General features: G+C 46.8%; 9 protein-coding genes. 7 read left to right on the top strand and 2 right to left on the bottom strand.

Annotation, left to right across the window (positions count from 1 at the left end):
- Positions 1-456 (top strand): dockerin type I domain-containing protein (locus T488_RS19890; RefSeq protein WP_028521070.1); only part of this gene is annotated, 456 nt, incomplete at its 5' end.
- 424 nt (positions 457-880) lie between these two features.
- Positions 881-7,798 (top strand): lectin-like protein, encoded by a 6,918-nt coding sequence (locus T488_RS19885; RefSeq protein WP_028521069.1) that lies wholly within the window; start codon positions 881-883, stop codon positions 7,796-7,798.
- Positions 7,799-7,986: 188 nt separating this feature from the next.
- Here the strand turns inward: T488_RS19885 and T488_RS0112335 are convergent, their stop codons facing one another.
- A complete protein-coding gene (locus T488_RS0112335; RefSeq protein ID WP_028521068.1) occupies positions 7,987-13,068 on the bottom strand; it encodes a leucine-rich repeat protein in 5,082 nt (1,693 codons plus the stop codon).
- 761 nt (positions 13,069-13,829) lie between these two features.
- Between T488_RS0112335 and T488_RS0112330 the strand changes: the two genes are divergently transcribed.
- The 4 genes from T488_RS0112330 to T488_RS0112315 all read left to right on the top strand — a co-directional run bounded on the left by T488_RS0112330 (position 13,830) and on the right by T488_RS0112315 (position 19,018).
- The gene (locus tag T488_RS0112330; RefSeq protein WP_028521067.1) at positions 13,830-16,187 is read left to right on the top strand and encodes an ABC transporter permease; all 2,358 of its coding nucleotides are present in this window, start codon (positions 13,830-13,832) and stop codon (positions 16,185-16,187) included.
- A 79-nt stretch (positions 16,188-16,266) separates the two neighbouring features.
- Positions 16,267-17,037 carry an ABC transporter ATP-binding protein gene (locus T488_RS0112325; RefSeq protein WP_028521066.1) on the top strand — a complete coding sequence of 257 codons (771 nt, stop codon included), beginning with the start codon at positions 16,267-16,269 and terminating at the stop codon, positions 17,035-17,037.
- Between the two features lie 110 nt (positions 17,038-17,147).
- Positions 17,148-17,810 (top strand): response regulator transcription factor, encoded by a 663-nt coding sequence (locus T488_RS0112320; RefSeq protein WP_028521065.1) that lies wholly within the window; start codon positions 17,148-17,150, stop codon positions 17,808-17,810.
- On the top strand, positions 17,807-19,018 hold the full coding sequence (locus tag T488_RS0112315; RefSeq protein ID WP_028521064.1) for a sensor histidine kinase: 1,212 nt from the start codon (positions 17,807-17,809) through the stop codon (positions 19,016-19,018). Before T488_RS0112320 ends, T488_RS0112315 begins: the two co-directional genes overlap by 4 nt.
- Positions 19,019-19,095: 77 nt before the next feature.
- Here T488_RS0112315 and T488_RS0112310 read toward each other — a convergent pair whose 3' ends face one another.
- The gene (locus T488_RS0112310; protein WP_028521063.1) at positions 19,096-20,586 is read right to left on the bottom strand and encodes a nucleotide sugar dehydrogenase; all 1,491 of its coding nucleotides are present in this window, start codon (positions 20,584-20,586) and stop codon (positions 19,096-19,098) included.
- Between the two features lie 390 nt (positions 20,587-20,976).
- Between T488_RS0112310 and T488_RS18935 the strand changes: the two genes are divergently transcribed.
- Complete coding sequence (locus T488_RS18935) at positions 20,977-21,978, top strand: glycosyltransferase family 2 protein (RefSeq protein ID WP_051536458.1); 1,002 nt, start codon at positions 20,977-20,979, stop codon at positions 21,976-21,978.
- The last annotated feature ends 78 nt before the right edge of the window (positions 21,979-22,056 follow it).

Here is a 22,056-nt window from a genome sequence, read left to right as displayed (position 1 = left end):
ACTTCCAAGAAGTCCACGACAACTACCACAAGCACAACTACAACCACTTCAACTGAATCCACCACAACATCAACCGAAACAACTACCACAACTTCTGCGGAAACAACCACTACGACCTCTTCAGAAATAACTACAGTAACTTCTACGGAAGAGAACTCAGGAACTACAACAACCGTGCCCGAGCAGCCTGTCGACGAGCCAGATCTTGGCGATGTCAACGGCGATGGCAAGGTCAATGCAGTAGACGCTTCACAGGTTCTCGCAGAGTACGCATTACACTCCACAAATGCTCCCGAGACCTTCGATGAATCTCAGAAAAAGGCAGCAGATGTCAACGGCGACGGCAAGATCAACGCATTTGACGCATCAATGATCCTGGCTTACTACGCATACAAGGCTACAAATCATGACACTGCCGTCCCCATAAAAGAATTCATCGCAAAAGAACTGAATTAGCACCTTAATTTATCTTCCCTCAGAAACTGCGCTTTTGCGGAGGCTCTGAGGGGAGCTTTTTGTCTCAGACTTTTCAATCAGACTGTGTTATAATTTACATTGTTTGCAGTTCAAAACTAATAAGATGTATTTTTAGCTGCCGCTCCTCAGCTCTTCATCGATAATTACAGCGGAAACAAGCTTGACGGAACTGTTGTATACTAAAAATAAACCGATTTTTCGGCAAGTATATACTTTACAGAATAGTTGTGACATCTTTGGATTTTTATGTAGCTGCTGCACAGAAGAAATGTGCATTTCTCCGAAATAAATATACATATTGTTTAAATCGTTGATTTTTTAAGCGCCAGTAATTATAATTAAGATGGCAGGATGTGTTTTATAGCTCTTTATAAAAAAGAGCAGAAAAGGAGGTTTAATAACAATGCACAAACACAATAGCAAAAGTTTAGGCAAAAAGGCTCTGTCATTGCTTGCGGCTTCTGCTGTTGCATACACTCAGCTCATATCGGTCATACCGATAGAGACAATAGCAGCTGACAACGACACTGCTCCCGATGAGACCTACGCTGAGGCAATACTCGGCGATGTGAACGGTGACGGTAAAATGGACGCCGTTGACTCCAATATCATCAGGGACTACGTATGCACAGGCGATGACAGCGACATGAACAGTCTTGCTGCCGACGTTGACGTCGACGGTAAGGTAACACTTCGTGACGCAGAGATCATTTTACAGAATTACGCACTTCTCTCAGTTGGAAGTGACCCTATGGTGCTTCCCTTCAGCGGAGAACTCACATGGAAATACTATCCCGATCCTGCCAATTATGAGATAGTCAACAAGGGAATGACCTGGAATGAGGCAGAAGAATACTGCGAAAGCAAGGGCGCTCATCTTGCAGTCATCACTTCCGACTATGAACAGGCTCAGATCGAAGCTCTGATAAAAAAGCAGCCAACGATCAAAAACAACTACTGGATTGGTTTGAAGCGCACTGATAAGAACGGCTTTGAATGGGTCACCAATGAAAGCAGGACATTTAATAACTGGAACCCTGGTGCTCCAAATTCATCATCTCAGACAGCTGTTTCCCTCTTTGGCAATCCCTATGAACCATGGGGTGCTCAGGTGGGCAAATGGGACGATATGAGCAATGGCGGCGAAGATAATTCAGAATTCTGCGGTCTCGACAACTTCGGCTTCATTATGGAGAAGGACGGAAAGACTCCTGAGTACAAGATATGGACCGACGAGACAAGCCTTCCCACCGCAGGCTTCTACAGACTGGACTGCGATGTCAACTCAAAAAATATTTCCGTATCAGACAATCTTGACCTTGACCTCAACGGACATACAGTAAATATAGGCACTATAAAAAGTTACGGAACCGTTACTGTCAGAGACAGCCGCGGCGACGGCGTTATCAACTCGACAGGCTCAAACTCCCTGTTCGAGGTTTATGGAAAGCTCAACATCTACGGAGGCACCTTCAACGGTAACGATCATGGCTATGATTCGGGAACCATCGGTATCAACGGATCAGGCTGCTTTGATCTCTATGGCGGAACTGTTACTTCCTACACAAGTAATCCCCTTTCGCTGAGATCAAGCTCCGGTGTCACAAATCTCTACGGAGGTACTCTTAAAAATACCAGCAAGCACTCCACCTCTGACAGATCCGTAAGCAGTACAATATGGATGAACAGCGGCTATTCAGGTACTCTTAATATCACAGGTGCAACTATTACCTCTGATATAGGTCCTGCCATCTACGGCGGCTCAGGCGGTACTGTCAATATCTCAGGAGGCAGGCTCAGCAGCGATAACGACTATGGTATCTGGGTCAAAAAAGGCACTGCCGTCAACCTTCAGGGAAATATCTCCATAAAGGGTGACAAGGGCGGTATCTATATCCCCAAGGGACAGAAGATCAATATCACAGGAAAGGTCACAGGCGCTGATACTACCATCTACTCCGAGGCTACAGGCGTTATCACCAGCGGCCTTTCAGAGTATGTGGATACACGCTACATTTCCTCATACATCGCTAATGCAGGAGTAAACGGTCTGTTATCCGTCAGCGGTGACGGCGAGCTTTACTTCAACATCGATAACGATGTAAACCGCTTCCAGGTGTTCAACACAGGTATGACCTGGTCAGATGCCAGGGATTACTGCGAAAGCTTAGGCGGACACCTTGCAGTTATCACATCTGCCGATGAGCAGACCCTGATGAACAGCGTTATCTCCGCAAGCTCGCCCCAGAAGAGCTACCTCTGGATAGGCGGCTACTGCGAGGACGACCGCGTGTTCAAGTGGATAACCGACGAGCCTATGGATTACTCCAACTGGTCAAGCGGACAGCCCGACAATGACGGCAGCGAAAACCGTATTATGGCGTTCTCTTCAAACGGTACATGGAATGACAACAATAATAACGGCTGGAGAAGCAATATAGACAATATGGGCTTCGTATGCGAGTGGGAGCTTCCTGTCAGCACCACATATCCCGAGCCTGTTATTACAACTACTACGACCACTACAACGTCTAATCCGAAAAAAACAAACTATAACACCGAAGGTATCGATCCTTCAGCTGCAGCAGTCAAGCCCACACTGTCAGTTGACCGCATAGAAATAACTGCGAATGATATTGGAAATAATCTCAGACAGAAAGTAGAGCTCCGCGTTACAGGCGCTGAGGGCAAGTACGCAGCTACAGGTATGATGGTAACCTTTGATTCGAGACTTAAATTAGTTGACGAGAACAAAGGTGTATATGCCGTACCCGGAGATGCACTTTCAAAGCAGTCAACATATACTGCAAGAGATGGCGAATATTCTATTTACCTGGCATCAGCAGGCTCCGGCAACAACGGAAAGGACGGAGTGCTCTGGAGCTTTACTTTTGAGCTTCCCGCCGATTCCAGGGCAGGCGACAGGTTCCCAATAGAAGTGCATTACTGCGAACCCGGAGGCTGCTTCACAAATACGGAGAAAAACGCTGAGGGTAAGCTCATGGAGGCATGGGCATTTACCAAGGGTATCTCACAGGGCTATATATATATCAAGCCTGTCACAACAACTACTACCACAACTACCACCACAACAACTACCACATCTACAACTACAACAACTCTTGGTCCCCTTCCCGATGCTGCAAAGTATGAAGTAATAAAAACTTATATGAACTGGGAAGCTGCAGCTGCTTACTGCGAAAGCGTTAACGGACATCTGGCTACCATTACTTCTCCCGAAGAGCAGGCTCAGATCAACAATCTCATTGCAGCATCAGGTGCAGGCAAGTTATGGATCGGTGGCCGCCGCGATGAAAACGGTGAATTCCAATGGATAACAGGCGAGCCGATAATATACACCAACTGGGACAGAGGCGAGCCCAATAACCTTGGCGGTGAAGACTGTATCCATGTATATAATTCAGGTCTGTGGAACGATGAAGGACACAGCTTAACAAAATGGTTCATCTGTGAATGGGAAAATGTCTCTGACAAACCTGTTTCAACATCTACAACCACAACAACTACCACGACAACCACCACTACAACCACGACAACCACGACAACCACTACTTCAGTAAAGGTCATTGATACCGAATATCCCAGATATAAGGTCATCGAATCTCCTATGACCTGGAATGAAGCCAAGGCATACTGTGAAAGCCTGGGCGGTCACCTTGTGACTGTAAACTCACCTGAGGAGCAGACCCTTATCGTTTCACTTCTAAATTCCGTGGGAGCTTCCAAGAATGCTTACTGGCTGGGCGCTGAGCTTGGCAGCAACGGCTTCGCCTGGATCACAGGAGAGCCTATGAATTACACCAACTGGCGTGCCAATGAGCCTAATAACTACGGCGGAGATGAAAAGGCACTCATGCTCCATTACGTCAGCTATAACGGCTGCCCCATCGGTGTATGGAACGATATTCCCTACTCAGGCAACAGCAGTGCAAACCGTAATTATTACGCAACAGCAAACTACGGATTTATCTGCGAGTTTGAGTCAGAAGATCCTGTCATAACTACGACCACAACATCTACCACCACAACTACAACCACTACAACTTCTACCTCAACCACCACACTTACTTCTACCACAACTTCCACAACAACTACACTTCCGGCTCCTGTCAAGCCCCGTAAGCTGAAGGTAGACGGTAAAGTTACAGTCAAGGAAATGAACCTTGCCGAGATCATTCAGGCAGGCATTGATATTACCGATCCTGCTAATTACCACGTCTACAAGTATGAGGTCAAGCTCACTTTCGGTGCAGAACAGTACTTCATGCTCAACTACGTAGGAAGGGATGAAAACGGCAATGCTCAGGTCGTAAGGAAAAAGGTGATCTATAACGGTGTTGAAGCACCTATCATCGGTTACCAGAATACCGTTGACGAAGAGATGTACATGATAGTCACAGGCGAATGCAAGTGGCTGAAGGAATTCTATGAGATACAGCTCATCGTTGTAAATAATGATATTTTACCGCTTACCGACTGTAAGGCTTCCATCGATCTTCCCGACGGTCTTACTCTTGTAAACAGCGATCTTACACAGCAGATGGGCGATCTTGATCCCGGCGAATATATGAGCGCAATATGGTACGCAAGAGGCGATAAAGCCGGCGACTATGATGTTTCTGCCAAGTTCTCCGGAAATAATGACGGAAGATATGATGAGTATACTTTCAAGACAGAGAATCCCCTCCATGTCTATGCAGGAGACGCTCTGAAAATGACAGTCCACGCACCTATCTATTCATACTACGGAGAGCCGTATAAGCTTACAATTGAGCTTACAAACGTATCTCACAAGCCGATCTACGGACTCCAGCATACAATAAGCCGTATCGAGCAGTCCTATAAGGGTACACTCTATAAACAGGACAAAAACGGCAATATCACAGACACAAGGAATTTCGGCGGAGAACTTCAGAACATGCCAATGAATGACAGCGTAACACTGCCTGTTCTTAATCCCGGAGACACTCTCGTAACTACCATAACGATCATGGACGCATGGAGATCATTGCTTGAGCTTACCACTGAATACAACAAGCTCCTCTGTGATTTTGCGGTACTTATGACCAGTCTCATTCCCAACCCGCTCCTTGCAGGTCCGAATATGCTCGCGTCCATGATGTCAACATTCTATGCTAATCTGAAGACAGAGCATTATCTCAAGGATGTAACAGTAACTACACTTTCCGGCTCTACTACCGAGATCCCCTATGAGATCGTATACGAAGATATATCCGACGAAATGAAAATGAAGTACCAGAGCGGCAATATGCTCATCAGCGTAATGAACTCAGGTATTCAGAGCGCATTGTCTAATCTGCCCGGATACAGTGCAGGTTTTGCAGCCGGTCAGGCTCTTGCTCTGTCACAGGACAGAGATTCCTATACTGAAGATGAATACGAGTATCAGCAGGCACAGTATGTCGGCGATGTCACAAGCGGTATCATAGGTGATGTTTCAGGAGCTTTTGATAAGGATATTCCTCTGCCTATAAGTGAAATGATGGAGATCGGCAAGGATCTTGAATACTTCTACAGTCCTCCGACAAAAGGCGGATTAGTTGAATTCGGCATTATCCTCAACAACAGCACTCCTCAGCCCAAGGGCGCTCCCGGACAGCGAAATGTCAAGGCTGCTCCCGAAAGCGTTTACGACCTCTTTGATATTTCTATCGAGGACGGCGATTACATCGAAAAGGACGGCAAGATTTACCTTGACGGTCCCGCTCTCATAAAGATCACTCCCAAGAAGGCAGACCTATGCGCTACCATCAGTCTCAAGAGTGAAGACGGATCAATCGACATCGAAAGAACATTCGCAACTGTTCCCGAGCATGAATGCACAGGCAGACACGCTGTAATGTCACCTGCACATGACGGAAATACTGCTCTTGAAGCAACTTTCTGCTCAGTATGCGGTGCATTTATGGGCTGCGACTACCTCCCTGAGGGCGCTGTTGCAATGCTCAGCACAGGCGAGAACTTCGACAATTTAAGCGACGCTGTCAAGGCTGCAAATGCTTTCGATGAAGGCGTAAGGCTCTATATATTCGGCGAGGTCGATGTAACAGAGAGCCTCACAACAAATGAAAATGTAGAGGTATGGATAGTACCCGATACAGTATTCAATTACAGTGAAAACTGCGAGTTCGTTGCTAAAGGCGAATTAAATAACTACAGCAGCGACGAAAACAAGACAACAAAAATAATTCTCAACTACTGGGACGGCAGAAGCGAGGTAATGGAAGTCGAGAACGGTACACTTATCGACAGCCTCCCTGCTCTTGCTAACGATCAGTGCGGTTCTGACGGCTGGTTCAGAGACAGCGAACATACACAGCCTTTCGAGCCCTTCGTTGCAGGCGAGAACGGAAATTACTACGCATTCTACGCCGATACACACCACAGCTTCAACAACCGCGGCAGATGTACAAAGTGCGGAGAGCTTCAGAACGGCAAGGACGCATTCATCAGAGCAAGCGCTTCTGTAAGCGACAAGGTGACCGTCAATGTCACAGCTTCACTCAGTCCCGAGGCAGCAGCCGACAAGAACGCAGTGGCAGAGTTCAGATTCTCAGATGATATGATCTACACTAAGAAAATGTCCGAGGCTGTAAAGAACAGCGACTGCACATACACCTTCTCTTGCAGCATCTCACCTGTCTATATCGACGATGAATTCACTCTTCAGATCCGCTACTCAGACGGCACAACAGGTTCAGAGCTCAGCTACAGCGCAAGAAAGTATCTCAACACACTGAGAAGCCTGAATATCCTCGACAGCAATTCAGCACGCTTCATCGACACTCTGATAAACTACGCAGAGCGGCTCAAGGAGTACACCGGAAAAACTGTTGAAGCAGAAAACAACATCACACTCAGCGATAATGTTGCTCTTGGCAGCGAGTACAAGGCAGTTTCAAGAAGATCAGGCGATATTCTCAAGGCTTCATTTGCTTCAATGAGCATAAGCGAAGACCTGAGCCTTACAGTAAAGTTCAATCTGGAGGAAGGCAAGTTCATCAAGGACTACAGCTTCACCGTTGACGGCAAGCCCGTACTTGCAACTCAGGAAGGCAATATCGCTTCCATAACCCTTGACCATATCTCACCTGATATGTACGGAAAAATGCACACATTCAGAGCTGAGTCGGTCAGCGACACTTCTGTATACGCCGAGGTGGACTACAGTCCCTTCACTTATGCAAAGTCAGTTATTGAAAAGAGCAGCGACGAAAAACTGGTCCGCACTATAAAGGCACTGGTCCTCTATGGAATTGCTGCTGACATATTAAAATAAAGGAGAAAAGTGACATGGAAAAATATGTAACTCCTCAGCTTGAGGTAATAACCTTTGAGTCAGAGGACGTGATAACAGCTTCACCGCTGAAATTCCCAGATGTATCAATTGAGGAATAAGATGTAAAAATAACGCCCATTTCCGAAAATATCGGAAATGGGCGTTTCTTATTGTTTGATCATAAAATATCAGCTTCTCTTGCGTGAGATAACGCCTGATCTTCTTACGATGAACAGACCTGCAAACATAAGTGTTATAGCTGCCATTACCAAGAGCAGGTTAGTCATAGAGTTGTTTCCTGTCTTAGGAAGATCAACTGCTTCACCGTTTGAATCGGTACCGATACCTGTCCCGGGATCAAGGGTGTAGACATCAAGGATATTTCCTTCCTCGTCCCTGAGCTCGACGATGCACTTGTTATCGACTACCTTGCACTCAGCTTCTGCGGCAGTAATACCTGTCTTGCGTCTGTAGTCCTTGATAGAGCGCTGCTCCAGCTTTTCGGCTGTTGCTTCGTCAACGACTACCTTTTTCTCTACAGCAACAGTCAGGATAGCCTCCCTGCCTGTGGTGTCAACGACTGTTATCTTTGTTTCACCTGCGGAAACTGCGGTAACAAGTCCCTTCTCGTCAACAGAAGCGACCTCGTTATCCTCAGAGGTACAGGAAGCGATCTCCTTGTTTGCTGTGATCTGATAAGTATCCTCGGTAATGAGGCCGATGCTGTCCTTATCAAGGATAAGATCTGCATAGATATTGTCTATATCAGCTGAGTACTCGGCTACAGCAGCACCTGTGTAGTCGGCAGCCTTGCTGTTTACGGTAAGTTTCAGCTCTGTTGCCTTGCTGAAATCGCCGCTGATGATGAACTTATCGGTAAACCTGTCACCCTCAGCATATAACAGAGGCTCAACAGTGATACCGCCGCTGATACCGTCAACGGCAACGGAGTCCTTGTTTACGGTAGAGATGTCCATTACCTTTGTGAATTCAAGGGTTATCTCGTTCTCACCGAGAGTACTTCCCTTTACAGCAGGAGCGGCTCCATTCAGGAGGTTAAAGTCAAGATCGAACTTGGGAGGCGCTACTTTGAACTCCTCGCTCTTAATGAGGTCATAACCCTCCTTCTCGCAGGTAACGTAGTATCTTCCCTCGGGAACGTCCCAGGCATAGGCGCCTGCCGCATCGGTAATGAGAGGATTCTGCTGGTCGTAGTCCTCAGCGTTCCATATCTCCCAGGCACCTGTGTCCTCATTGAACACATAGCATGTAACAACAGCGCCGCTTACGGTCTTGGACTTAATTCCCTCGTATACGATACCTGAGGGATCAAGAACTGTTCTTACCTGACCGTCCTGTTCATATTCGGTTTCATAGGGATCATATTCTCCGTCTGATTCAATATAAGCATCTAAATCAGCATAACGCTTGTAGTAATTACGTATTCCGTCAAAGAGATCATCTATCATTTCTTTGAGTGCTCCGATCGTATCTCCATAGAAGGCACTTAGAAGGTCATCAGCCCCCAGCACGGTCTCTGTAAATGTAAGAAACATCTTTGCTCCTTTTTCAAGCTCCGCATTATTATCCTTGTAAGCGTTCCATTCTTCAGTTCCCCAGTCTTCTGACTTTACCTCTTCCTCCTCTGCGGTGGCGTCATCATAATCCTGTTTGATTTCGTATGCCTTATTCAGGTAATCTGCCGCCTGGTTTGTATAATTGTATGCTGCAGAAGCGTTGGGATGATCCTCCAGCGCATTATTTATAGTTTCATCTATCTTCTCGTCCAGATAGTTCTGAGCTGCTTCATCGGCTTTTTCAATAACATAGTCCGTAACTGATTGATCATCATTATCTTCGTCATCATCTGCAAATAGCTTTATACCGGGGAGTCTGTGGATAAGAGACTGTGTCAAATCTGATGAATAGAGCTGTTCAAGTTTGTGGTTATAAATAACGCTCATATCATCTTCTTCAAATATCTGAGCGTCTGCGGTAACATACATATATGCAGGCATGCTTCCGTCATCAGCCACCATTACCTGAGAGAACACAGTGTAATCCTCCAAGTCATAGCTGAGCTTGCCGCCCTTCTTATATGCTTCGTCTACCTGATTCAGCACAGCCTTGTCATATGCTGCAATGCTGCCTGAGTTGCCTGTGTTTTTCTTATTGTAATAAGAAGTTTTCAGATACATTGAGAATAACACACCGTCACGAAGCACCTTCTTATCAGCCTTCTTAAATCCATATGTTTCAGCAGCTTCTGCGATAGCAGCAGCTGTGATCTGCTTACCGTTAACATTGACCACTTCTGAGCCATAATAGTAACACTCTGAGCAAATACTGCCTTTTTCATCTTCAAGTCGGCAAATGCAGCTTGAATCGTCAATTATGTCATAACTTCTGATCAGATCTTCAATATTGATTTTCTTGATCAGTGCCTTAGCGTCCTCAGTGTCCACAATATCCTCAGTTTTATCAACAATGATAAAGTTAAGGGAACCTGGAACATAGTTGTGGTCTGATTCGTCAAAATACTGATCCTCGGGTGTTATCCATACCTTTTCTTTTTCATCGTATGATGCTACAAGATACTTTGATTCTGAGCCCTTCTGACTTCTTACCAGTATAAAGGAGATCCTGTCGGAGTTATTTGCCTCTATCCTGAAACGCATATTGCCCAGAGGATAGTACTGTATCACAGGGTGCTCGCCTCTTGTGAAAACTCCCGTGATGTCAAGAGTTTCCATGTAATCGTTAAGGCTTGAAGGAGCGTGAGTGCAGTACATGAGCTCGACCTTCTTTATAGATGGCTTTGCGTCGGAGTATATCACGCTTACCTCGTCTGTACTGTTCACTCCGCATACAGCGTAGATACTGTACTGTACAGAGTCCTTCTTCTCGGGAAGGGATACTGTGGCGGTATACTTTCCTGTGTACTCGTTGGAGGTCACAGTTGCTGCAAGAACGCCGTCTGCATAGATCTTCACTTTTTTGCCCGGCTCGGCTATTCCGTAGACCTCGCAGTCAAGGGAAGAAACAGTGCTCTGTGCAGAGAGTGTTATCTTCGGAACGGTCAGGGACATTCTGGGTATCCTCTGTGTCCAGTTGTAGCTGTGGGAGTTGAAGTGGATCAGCGGGTCTATAGTGTAGGCTTTCTCACTGTAAGCCTCTATCCTTGCGGAGAAGCGGAGTGTTCCCTCAGGCTTGGAAAGTGAGAAAAGATTGCCGTTATTGCCGATAAATACTGCCTTGTTGTCGGCTGAGTCCGTAATTACAGAGCTTGCGATAAGCTCAAGTCCCTGAGGAACAGGCACTTCAAATCTTATATCAGCGCTGCTGTCGGCAAGTCCCTCCTGTATCCATTCATTCAGATCATACCTGATGCTGAAGTTGGCGATACCGCCAATAATGCTTGCTGCCGAGCTCACATTGACAACGGGAGTATCACTTGTGAATACAGTAGCCCTTTCGTCATTGAGGGAGGTACAGCCCTTGAAGGTATCCACCGCAAACTTGAAGAAGCCCGCATTCTTACCCAGGTCGGTAAGGCTTGTGCAGTTTTCAAATGCGTAATTCCTTGCCTCATCGAACTTCACGGGAAGTATAACTGTTTTCAGAGCGGTGCAGCCGCTGAAGGTCTTGTCGGACAGTGTCACAACGCCCTCGGGAAGTGTCACTTCCCTGAGAGATACACAGCTCTCAAAAGCAGAGCCGCCTATGGCAGAAACTGTCTTTGGAAGCTCTGTCTTTTCCAGTGAAAGGCAGTTTTTGAATGTATATGCTCCGATCGTCCTTAGTGAAGCAGGAAGCTTTACTTCCTTGAGTTTTATGTCATTTGTGAAAAGTCCTGCCTCTCCGAAGACTGCAAGCTCTTCAATACCGTCGGGAAGAGCAGCCTTTTCAAGTAAAACACAGCCTGCAAAAGCGGCTCCGCCAAGAGAGGTCACAGACTCGGGAACAGCTATTTCCGAAAGGCTCTCACAGTTAAGGAAGCAGCACTCGCCTATAACTGCTGTGTTTGCAGGGATAGTCACATTGTCAAGAGCGTTGCAGCTCTCAAATGCGTTTTTACCTATGTACTCGATACCGTCATGAAGGTCTATGGAAGGCAGTGCAGTACAGCCTCTGAACATACCGTCCTCGATACGGGTAACAGACTCTGGTATCTGTGCATTTACAAGCATTTCGCAGTCTCTGAAAAGCTCTGTACCGACAGTTGTAACGGTCGCGGGGATCGCAATGCTCTCCAGCGAGGAGCAGCCTGCAAATGCCATATCTCCGATCTCTGTAAGCGCCTGTGGGAAGGTTACATTTTTAAGAGATGAGCAGCCCGAGAACATACCCTTGCCGTTGCCCGATCTCAGCTTTGTTATCTCCTTTGGAAGACTTATCTCCTCAAGAGCAGCGCAGTCTGCGAAAACCGCATAGCCCAGTGAGGTAACTGTATCAGGCACCTCAAGGCTCACAAGTCCGCTGCCCATAAATGCCATATTACCGATAGCTGTCACAGAATGGGGAATACTGAGTGAAGACATCGATGAGCAGCCTGCAAAAGCGCTCTTGCCGATATAATCGGTATTGTCATTGAGCTTTATTTCAGTCAGCGCCTTGCAGCCCGAGAAGGTGTTATCCTCGATACGGGATACTCCCTCGGGGACAGCTATCTCCTTCAGGCTCGCGCAGCCCGCAAAAGCACCGTCCTGTATACTTGTGATACCGTCGGGAAGCTCCACAGCCGCAAGAGCCGCACAGCCGTTGAAGGCGTCGTGGTTTATTCTCGTTATAGTCTCGGGGAGCTTTACGGAAACGATGTTCTTATTGCCCGAAAAAGCAGCATAGCCTATCTCCGTAACAGTTATCCCGCCCAGAGTATCAGGCACCTCCACTTCGGTCTCATCTCCGATATAACTGTCAATGACAGCATTTCCGCCGGTTATATAATATCTGTATCCGTTTTCCTCTGCCATTGAAGCCCTTACGGTCTTTACGGCAGCAGTTGTTGTTGTTGTCAGTGCAATGTCTGCATAAGTAGTCGATAATACGATGCTGTCGGCTGATACAATGTCTTCCGCAATGTAGGTGATACTGCCCTCGGTGGCAAATCCGTCCCCGGCAGTACCTGCGAGCTCAGATGTTATCACAACGTCAGTTTCTTCTTCTGCTGCACCGTGAGCAACTGTGGGCAGTACAGCGTTTGCAGAAGCGATCGCCACAGCAAGTGTTCCGCTGAGAACAGATCTGCATAGCTTATTGAATCTTCTCATTAAATTACTCCTTTGTTGGATTTTTAATGCTGAAACTAAAACTGAAAACGGTAAAAAAGCGTAGAACAAAAGATATTTAAACTCCTTCTGTATATAATGTGTTTTTCCTCATCTCCTTGCATTATCAGTACTTCGTTACCTTCTTCAGAACGAAATATATTTTCGTTAATAATTTAAGCATCACATTATAATTCTACTCAAAACGTTTAATAAAGTCAATGCATTTATTGCGAAAAATATCCCACCGTATGGAAGGATATTCTACTGATCATCGTTCAAAAACCGTCGGATTTAATTTGATAAGATATTTCTGTATGCACAGTGCGTCATTACTGGTAAGTCCAAAACCATGTTCATATACGTCTCCGTTTATCATTCCCTGCTCGGTGATATGATACGGGCTGCTGCCATGAAGAGCATATTTATCAGGTCGGAAAGATGCTGCATGATCAATATAGCATCAATTCAACATAACCACTGTCAGATTTTTGCAGTTTGTTCGTCTGAGAAAAAATGAGCTCTGTGCCCTCATCATTGCAGAAGCCAACAAATAGCGTCCCCCCCTCAACAGCCTGTTCAGGACTGTCGCCTGTTTCTGCACAGAAACTGACTCCCGAGAGGGATAGTGCTGATGCCGAAGTGCAACAAATTGCCATTTTGGAGCTTTTTGCTTTTCCTTCTCAAAAGTTAAAGACTTGTTAAGAATTTCCGTGATATAATCAGAGCATAGAGAAAACAACACACGAAAAGAGGTAACAGTCATGTTCTGGAGGATATTAAAAAAGGACCTTAAACGCAAACGAACCATGAACATCATACTCCTGATGTTCATAATACTGTGCTCCATGTTCGCATCGGCAAGCGTCAACAACATCGCAGCTGTCACAGGGGGCATCGAGCACTATTTCGACATCTCGGATATGCCCGATCTGACGGTGTCAATGGAAACAGACTCAGACGAGGATGAGATCGTGAAAAACATTCCCGGTATACGGGAGATAAAGATGCAGAACCCATTCTACATATACAGTTCAAAGTTTTTCAGGCTTCACGGAAAAAAGCTTGACAACTTCATAAACCCCGCAGTGCTTGTCTCTGATGATGAGATGGTGATAAAGTACTTTGACTCTGACAACAACGTGATCAAGGGCGTGGAGAAGGGCTGCTTCTACTGCACCAATACCTTCACTCAGGACATTGATGTCAATGAGGGGGACGAGTTTGAGATAAACGTTGACGGCTTCGTATACAAGCTGAAGTACAAGGGCCATTTCAAGGGAGCTGACATACAGAACGGCGCTTCCGCACTCCCCTATCTTCTTGTAAACAGTGAGGACTTCGCCGCTATCAAGAAGGACTTCAAAAATCCCGCTCCCAGCTTCAAGATGATGTATATAAACACCGATGATCCACAGGCGATCATTGATTACGCCAACAATACCGAAGGAGTCAATGTGACGGACCGAGAGACCACCAAAAGCATCTATCTCTTCGATATGATGGTGGCTTATATAATGATGGCAGTGAGCGTTATCATCATGCTGACCGCATTTTTTGTTCTTCGCTTCACCATCGGCTTCACCATACAGGAAGAATACCGCGAAATAGGAGTTATGAAGGCGCTGGGAATAGGCAACTCCTCCATACGCTGCCTTTACATCGTCAAGTACCTGGCTATTGCAGTCGTGGGAGCGGCTGTGGGCTTCATCGCTTCGCTCCCTCTGAGCAGCACAATGCTGAAAACAGTTTCCGAGAACATGGTACTGGGCAGCGAGAACGGTATCGTCCTCAGTATCATCAGCACTATCTGTATCATCGGTCTGATAATGCTGTTCTGTTACCTCTGCACGCGCAAGGTAAAGAAGCTCTCACCCATAGACGCAGTCAGGAGCGGTCAGACAGGCGAGCGCTTCCACAGAAGGAGCCTGCTCAGCCTCGGCCGCTCAAAGCTCCAGTCCACGGGCTTCCTGGCACTGAACGACGTGCTCAGCGCTCCCAAGCAGTTCCTCATAATAACACTGGTATTCACACTCTGTATGCTTATGATGACAGTTATGTCATCAGGAGCAGATACCCTCAAGAGCCCGCAGCTCATGCGGTTCTTCCATGCTCCCGACTCTGATATTACTATTATCGACTCTGCTTCCCTTACCGAGCTTATGACCCGTGAGGGCGGCTACAAGATCACCTGCGAGAAGGTCGAAGATCTGATGGACGACCTTGACATCGACGGTAAATACAGCCTTACACTGGGTACACAGAGCAACGTCACTCACGGCGATATTACACGCACCAATATATTCTTTACCTTTGTTATCGGCACAAACAAATATGAGCTGCAATGCGATGAGGGAAGCGCTCCGCAGAAAAAAGACGAGGTAGCAATGACAGGCTATGCTCTGAAGTCCCTCGGCGCTGAGATAGGCGACAGGATAACCGCAGAGATCGCAGGAGAAGAACACGAATTCATCATAACAGGCAAGTGCTCCTCCTTCTTCGGAGGCGGCTATGCAGCAATAACGAGTCCTGACTTTCCTGTGGGAGACGTTATAGCCAACGGTTCAACAGGCGTACAGATAAAGCTCAGCGGTGACCACACCGAAAAAGAGATAGATGACGTAATAAAGCAGATGTGCGACAAACTGGAGACCGACAAGGTATACTCCACATCGGATGCCGTAAAGTTTATCACCCAGGTCTCCGACTCACTGAACGCCATCAAGAAGCTTTCAATGATACTGACTGTGATACTAACTGTCCTTATCGTACTTCTCATGGAGCGCTCATTCATATCCAAGGAAAAGAGCGAGATAGCTCTCATGAAGGCTATGGGGATCAAAAACGGCAGTATTATTATGCAGCACGTTCTGAGATTTGTCATTGCGGCTGTTCTTGCCTGCATCATCGCATCAGCGGCGGTACTCCCCCTCAGTTCATTGCTGCTCAACTGGGTAAGCTCAATGATAGGCGATGTAAGCGGCATTGACGCAGACTTCTCGGCAGCTGAGATATTCGCAGCCGCACCTGCACTGCTCATCGGCGTGACCTTCTTCGGCTCACTGATAGCAGCGCTCCACACAAAGACAATCAAGGCAAGCGATACAGCTTCCATAGAATAAGGACTCCCGGGGCGAGGCAGGATAATAGCCGCACCCCGGCGGTATTCCGACACAGGATCATAGGAGGAAAGATACTGATATGAATACAGTTTTACAGACAAAGGGACTTTGCAAGACCTACATAGTAAACAAGAGGCAGAACAACGTTCTGAAAAACATAGACCTTACCATCAATGAGGGCGAAATGGTCGCCATTATGGGTCCCTCGGGCTCGGGAAAGAGCACTCTGCTCTACTGCGTTTCGGGCATGGACAGAGTAACCGCAGGGGAGGTCATTTTCAACGGCAAAAACACAGCAAAGCTTCCCGAAAAGGAACTTGCAAGGCTGAGACTTGACGAAATGGGCTTCATCTTCCAGCAGATGTACATGATGAAGAACCTGTCCGTACTGGACAACATAATCCTCCCTGCGGTCAAGTCAAAGAAGAACAGCGAGAGCCGCAAACAGACCGCCGAGCGCGGCAGAGCCCTCATGCACAGACTGGGTATCGACGACGTGGGCGGCAATGACATCAACGAGGTCTCGGGCGGACAGCTCCAGCGAGCCTGCATCGCCAGAAGCATGATAAATTCTCCCAAAATGATCTTCGCAGACGAGCCTACGGGAGCCCTCAACCGCTCCAGCTCCGACGAGGTCATGAATGAGCTCATCTCCCTGAACAATGACGGAACTACCATAATGTGCGTCACCCATGACCCCAAGGTAGCTGCCAAGTGCAGCAGGGTGCTGTACATAATGGACGGCGGTATCTGCGGCGAGAAGGAGATGGGACACTTCGGCGGCAGCGAACAGGAGCTCCGCAGCCGCGAAAGAGACCTGAACAACTGGCTCATGGAACAGGGCTGGTGATATAGGGGATATTTTACATAATGAAGCGCGGCGTCGGCTCATCAGAAGCTCACGCCGCGCCCTTGCTATTATTTCTTATTTGTGATAGAATAAATACAGGTGGTGATATTATGACCGATATTCTTATAGTTGAGGACGACAAAGAGCTTGCCGGACTGCTGACGGACTTTCTCCGCGATGAGGGCTACACGGTCACGGCGGTGGAAAGCGGCGAAAGAGCACTGGAGCTCTTTGAAAAGTACGGTGCAAGGCTTGTGGTCCTGGATATAAACCTCCCCGACGTGAACGGCTTTGCAGTGTGTTCAAAGCTCCGCGAAAATGCGGATACTCCCATACTCATAGTCAGCGCAAGAACAGACAAGGAGGACAAGCTCAACGGTCTTGACTTAGGGGCTGACGACTACATTGAAAAGCCCTATGATATAGATATTCTCATTGCCAAGATAAAAGGCATTTTCAAGCGCCGCTATCAGCAGGAGATACTCTCCGCGGACGGCGTTACTCTCAATCTTGCTGACCGTACTGCGACCATTGACGGCAAGGCAGTTGAGCTGCCTGCAAAGGAGTTCGATCTGCTGGCGCTTTTCCTCGAAAATCAGGGCAAGGCACTGAAAAAGGAGTACCTTTTCAGCACTGTCTGGGGCAGCGACAGCGACTCCGAGCTCCAGACCCTTCATGTACATATAAACAGGCTGCGCCAGAAGCTGGGCGACGACCCCAAGAACGCCAAGCGGCTGCTGACGGTCTGGGGTGTGGGGTATAAGTTCATATGAGTACATTCAGAAAGCTCAGCGCCGCAGCAATAGTCCTGTTTCTCATTCTGGCGGCGGCACTGGATATATTCCTGCTCCGCTCCGCCAGCCGCGACAGCGGTGCCTATCGGGTGGAAGCCAAGCGGCTCACTGACCGCATAGAGGAAACGGGCAGCACAGACATCTCGGACTTCCCTCATCTGACAGGAGTTTTCACAGGCGGCGACCTTTATCGCAGTGACGAGCATTACCTTATCATCGAAGCAGGCGGAGAGACCTACCGTGTGGAGTACACCGTGGGCAGCCGCAAAGGCATTCTTATAGCCGCAAATCTTGTCATGGGAGCTCTGTTCCTGCTGCTTATAGGGCTGCTTTACTTCATCAGGAAGCATATCGTAGTCCCCTTCGGCAGACTCAACAAGGTGCCGCAGGAACTGGCAAGGGGCAATCTTGCAGTTCCCATACCAGAGGAAAAGAGCCGTTTTTTCGGCAAATTCACCTGGGGCGTGAACCTGCTCCGTGAGAAGATAGAGGACGACCGCCAGAAGGAGCTGTCCATGCAGAGGGACAAGAAGCTCCTGCTGCTTTCCCTTTCCCATGATATAAAGACTCCCCTTTCCGCCATAAAGCTCAACGCAAAGGCTCTGGCAAAAGGACTTTACAAGGACGAAGAGAAGCGCCGCAGCACTGCCGAGAGCATAGACTCCCGCGCCGACGAGATAGAGCAGTTCGTCAGCGAGATAACCAAAGCTGCCAGCGAGGATTTCATGAACTTCGAGGTAACTGAGGGCGAGGTCTTTCTCAGCAGCGTTATCTCAAAGCTCAGCGAAAGGTATGCACCTCAGCTCTCGGTCTCGGGGACTGAGTTCAGAGTGGGCAGCTACGATGACTGTCTCCTTGCCTGTGACCCTGACCGTCTGGCGGAGTGCCTTCAGAATCTTGTGGAGAATGCCATAAAGTACAGCGACGGCAGAGAGATAGGTCTCAGCTTCGATAAAATGGACGGCTGCCAGCTGATCACCGTGTACAATACGGGGTGCAGCCTGGAGGAGAAGGAGCTTCCTCAGATATTCGAGAGCTTCCACCGCGGCACCAATGCAGATAAGGTCCAGGGAAACGGTCTGGGACTTTTCATCTGCAAAAGGCTAATGTCCCTTATGGGCGGAGAGGTCTTTGCGGAGATAAAGGAAGACAAATTCTGCATAACGCTGGTGGTCAGACTGGCATAAAAACACAATACCCGCTTGTATCTAAGTCAGAGTATCCTGACCGTGACACAAGCGGGTGTTTTCATTATAAATGGAACTCAGTCTCTGCTGAAAAGGTCTCTTGTATACACCTTCTCAGCAACATCGTCAAGGATCTTGTCATAGCGGTTTGCGACGATACAGCCGCACATCTTCTTGAACTTCTTCATGTCGTTTACCACTGTTGAGCCGAAGAAAGTGCTGCCGTTTTCAAGAGTGGGCTCATAGATGACAACAGTAGCGCCCTTGGCCTTGATACGCTTCATTACGCCCTGGATAGAGGACTGACGGAAGTTATCGCTGTTGGACTTCATAGTGAGCCTGTAGATCCCCACGACCACCTTTTTCTCCATATTGCTGTCAAACTGGTTGTTGTCTGCGTAATTGTAGTAGCCTGCCATTTCCAGCACGCGGTCGGCTATGAAGTCCTTACGTGTACGGTTTGACTCAACGATAGCGGACATCATATTCTGGGGAACATTCTGATAGTTAGCAAGGAGCTGCTTTGTGTCCTTGGGCAGGCAGTAGCCGCCGTAGCCGAAGGAGGGATTGTTGTAGTAGTCCCCTACTCTCGGGTCAAGGCATACGCCCTTGATGATGTTTGCGGTATTCAGCTCCTTCACCTCAGCGTAGGTGTCAAGCTCGTTGAAGTAGCTTACACGGAGGGCAAGGTAGGTATTCACAAAGAGCTTCGTAGCCTCTGCCTCTGTGGTAGCCATGAAAAGTACGGGAATGGCAGTCTTTATGGCACCGTTCTGAAGAAGTGCCGCAAAGGTCTCGGCAGCCGCCCTGTTCTTTTCGTCTGAGCCAACGATTATACGGCTGGGATAAAGATTATCGTAAAGCGCCTTGCTCTCGCGGAGAAACTCGGGACTGAAAATAATGTTGTCCATGCCCATTTTCTCGCGTACCTGAACTGTGTAGCCCACGGGAATAGTGGACTTGATGACCACGGTGGGCTTTTTCTTTCTCTTATCAGTTACTTTCTTGATGAGCGCAAGAACGGCTTCAACTGCCGAGCAGTCAAAGAAATTAGTCTTGGGATCATAGTTTGTAGGAGCTGCCACGATTATGAAGTCGGCGTCCTTATATGCAGCTTCACCGTCGGTAGTCGCCCTGAGCGAGAGCCCCCTCTCCTCATGCTCTGCAAGGTATTTCTCAATATAATCGTCCTGTATGGGGCTTGTCCAGTTGTTGAGCTTTTCCACCTTTTCGGGAACTATATCGACTGCGGTAACGTCATTATGCTGAGAGAGCAGCACCGCAAGAGACAGTCCCACATAGCCGGTACCTGCAACTGCTATTTTCTTTCGTGCAACGGCAGCGGCAGCGTTCTCCTCGTCCACAAAGACCTCGGCGGTGTCAAAGCCCAGGACCTCGGACAGCGCAAGAAGCTGATCCACAGAAGGGCTGTAATCCGCAGCCTCCAGACGAGAGAACATAGTACGGCTTATGCCTGTCTTCTCAGACAGCGCAGCCTGCGACATATTAAGAGCTTTTCTCCTGCCTGCAACAGTCTCCGCAAGCAGCTTCAGTGATAAATGCTTCATAACTACCTCCTGTATATCAGCTGTTTCGATGTCATTATCAGTGACATATAATCGTATATTCAATGCTGTACTTATTATAGCATCAGTCATTATAAATGTCAATGGATATGTTGTGAACAAACAATTTAATTCTCCGGTCATAAGCAATCTTTACTGTGATACAGCTATAGCAATGTGAATTATCCATATTAAACATACCATATTCCGGTCGTTAAGCAGCGAGAAGCAGTTATATTAACAAATGATTGCACAAATCGGCCAATGATATTTGTGCAAATTTATCAAAGTTGCGAATTGATTTGATGAGCTGTTATTGGTATAATTAATAGTAAGTATATGATAGAATTATACTTATAGACTAATCATTGAATCCGAAAGAAGGGAAACTATGTGGTATCCATAATCATTCCGGTATATAACGTCGAAAAGTATTTATGTGATTGTGTGGACAGCGTTATCAATCAGACCTATAAGGATCTGGAGATCATATTAGTCGATGATGGTTCCCCTGACAGATGCGGAGAAATATGCGATGAATATGCCAAAAGGGACAGCCGTATTATTGTGATACACAAAAAAAACGGAGGCTTATCTGATGCACGAAACGCTGGATTAATTGCATCACATGGTGAGTTTATTTATTTTTTAGACAGCGATGATTACATCAAATCTGATGCTATAGAAAAGGTGCTCAACGTAATCATACAAGAAAAAGCTGACATTGTGTATTTTGATGCTTTGACAATCTATGATGGATTTGATGATCCTTCATATAAAGAAAGTTTTATCAGAAAACATTGTTATTCCACTTGTAATGGTGCAAAAGTATTATTGACACTGATCAAAAACGGAGAATACTATCCATGTGTGCCTCTTTTGTTTATTAGAAAAACGCTATTATCCCAAAACGCTCTTAAGTTTAAACGTGGAATAATACATGAGGACGAATTATTTACAGCTATAGCTTATATTGATTCTGACAGAGCAGCACAGCTTAAGGAAAGTCTTTATATCAGAAGGCTCAGAGCGGGATCCATTATGTCAGAAAAAAACACAGCTAAGAGCGTTAATGGATTAATTAGCTGTATATGCGGTCTGGCAGATGAGTATGAAAAGTGGCCGTTTGAAAGTTTTAAAAGGAAAGCATTGGAAAGATGCATAAAGGATAAATTGGGTCTCATTTTAGAAAAGTATTATATTCTTGATAGATCAGAACGGTCAAGCCTGAGACCTGATATGCAAAAATTGAATAAAAGAATGAGAAATCTTCATTATTTAAACTCCAGAAAGCTCATGATAAAGCTCGGTTTCATGAGGATTTATTCATTGTATAAGCTTAATATGCGTCCGTTAATTGATTCTTTACAGAACAGAAACAGGGTTAATAAGTAAACTGACATCTGTACCAGCACATTAATATAGTTAACACGATACTTGCAGAACAACTTGTCATAAGCTTTGATTATTGTA

This window comes from Ruminococcus flavefaciens ND2009, assembly GCF_000621785.1.
GTDB classification, from domain to species: domain Bacteria; phylum Bacillota; class Clostridia; order Oscillospirales; family Ruminococcaceae; genus Ruminococcus; species Ruminococcus flavefaciens_C.
Note: the sequence above shows the minus strand (reverse complement) of the source record. Positions and strands in the feature narration are given on the sequence as shown.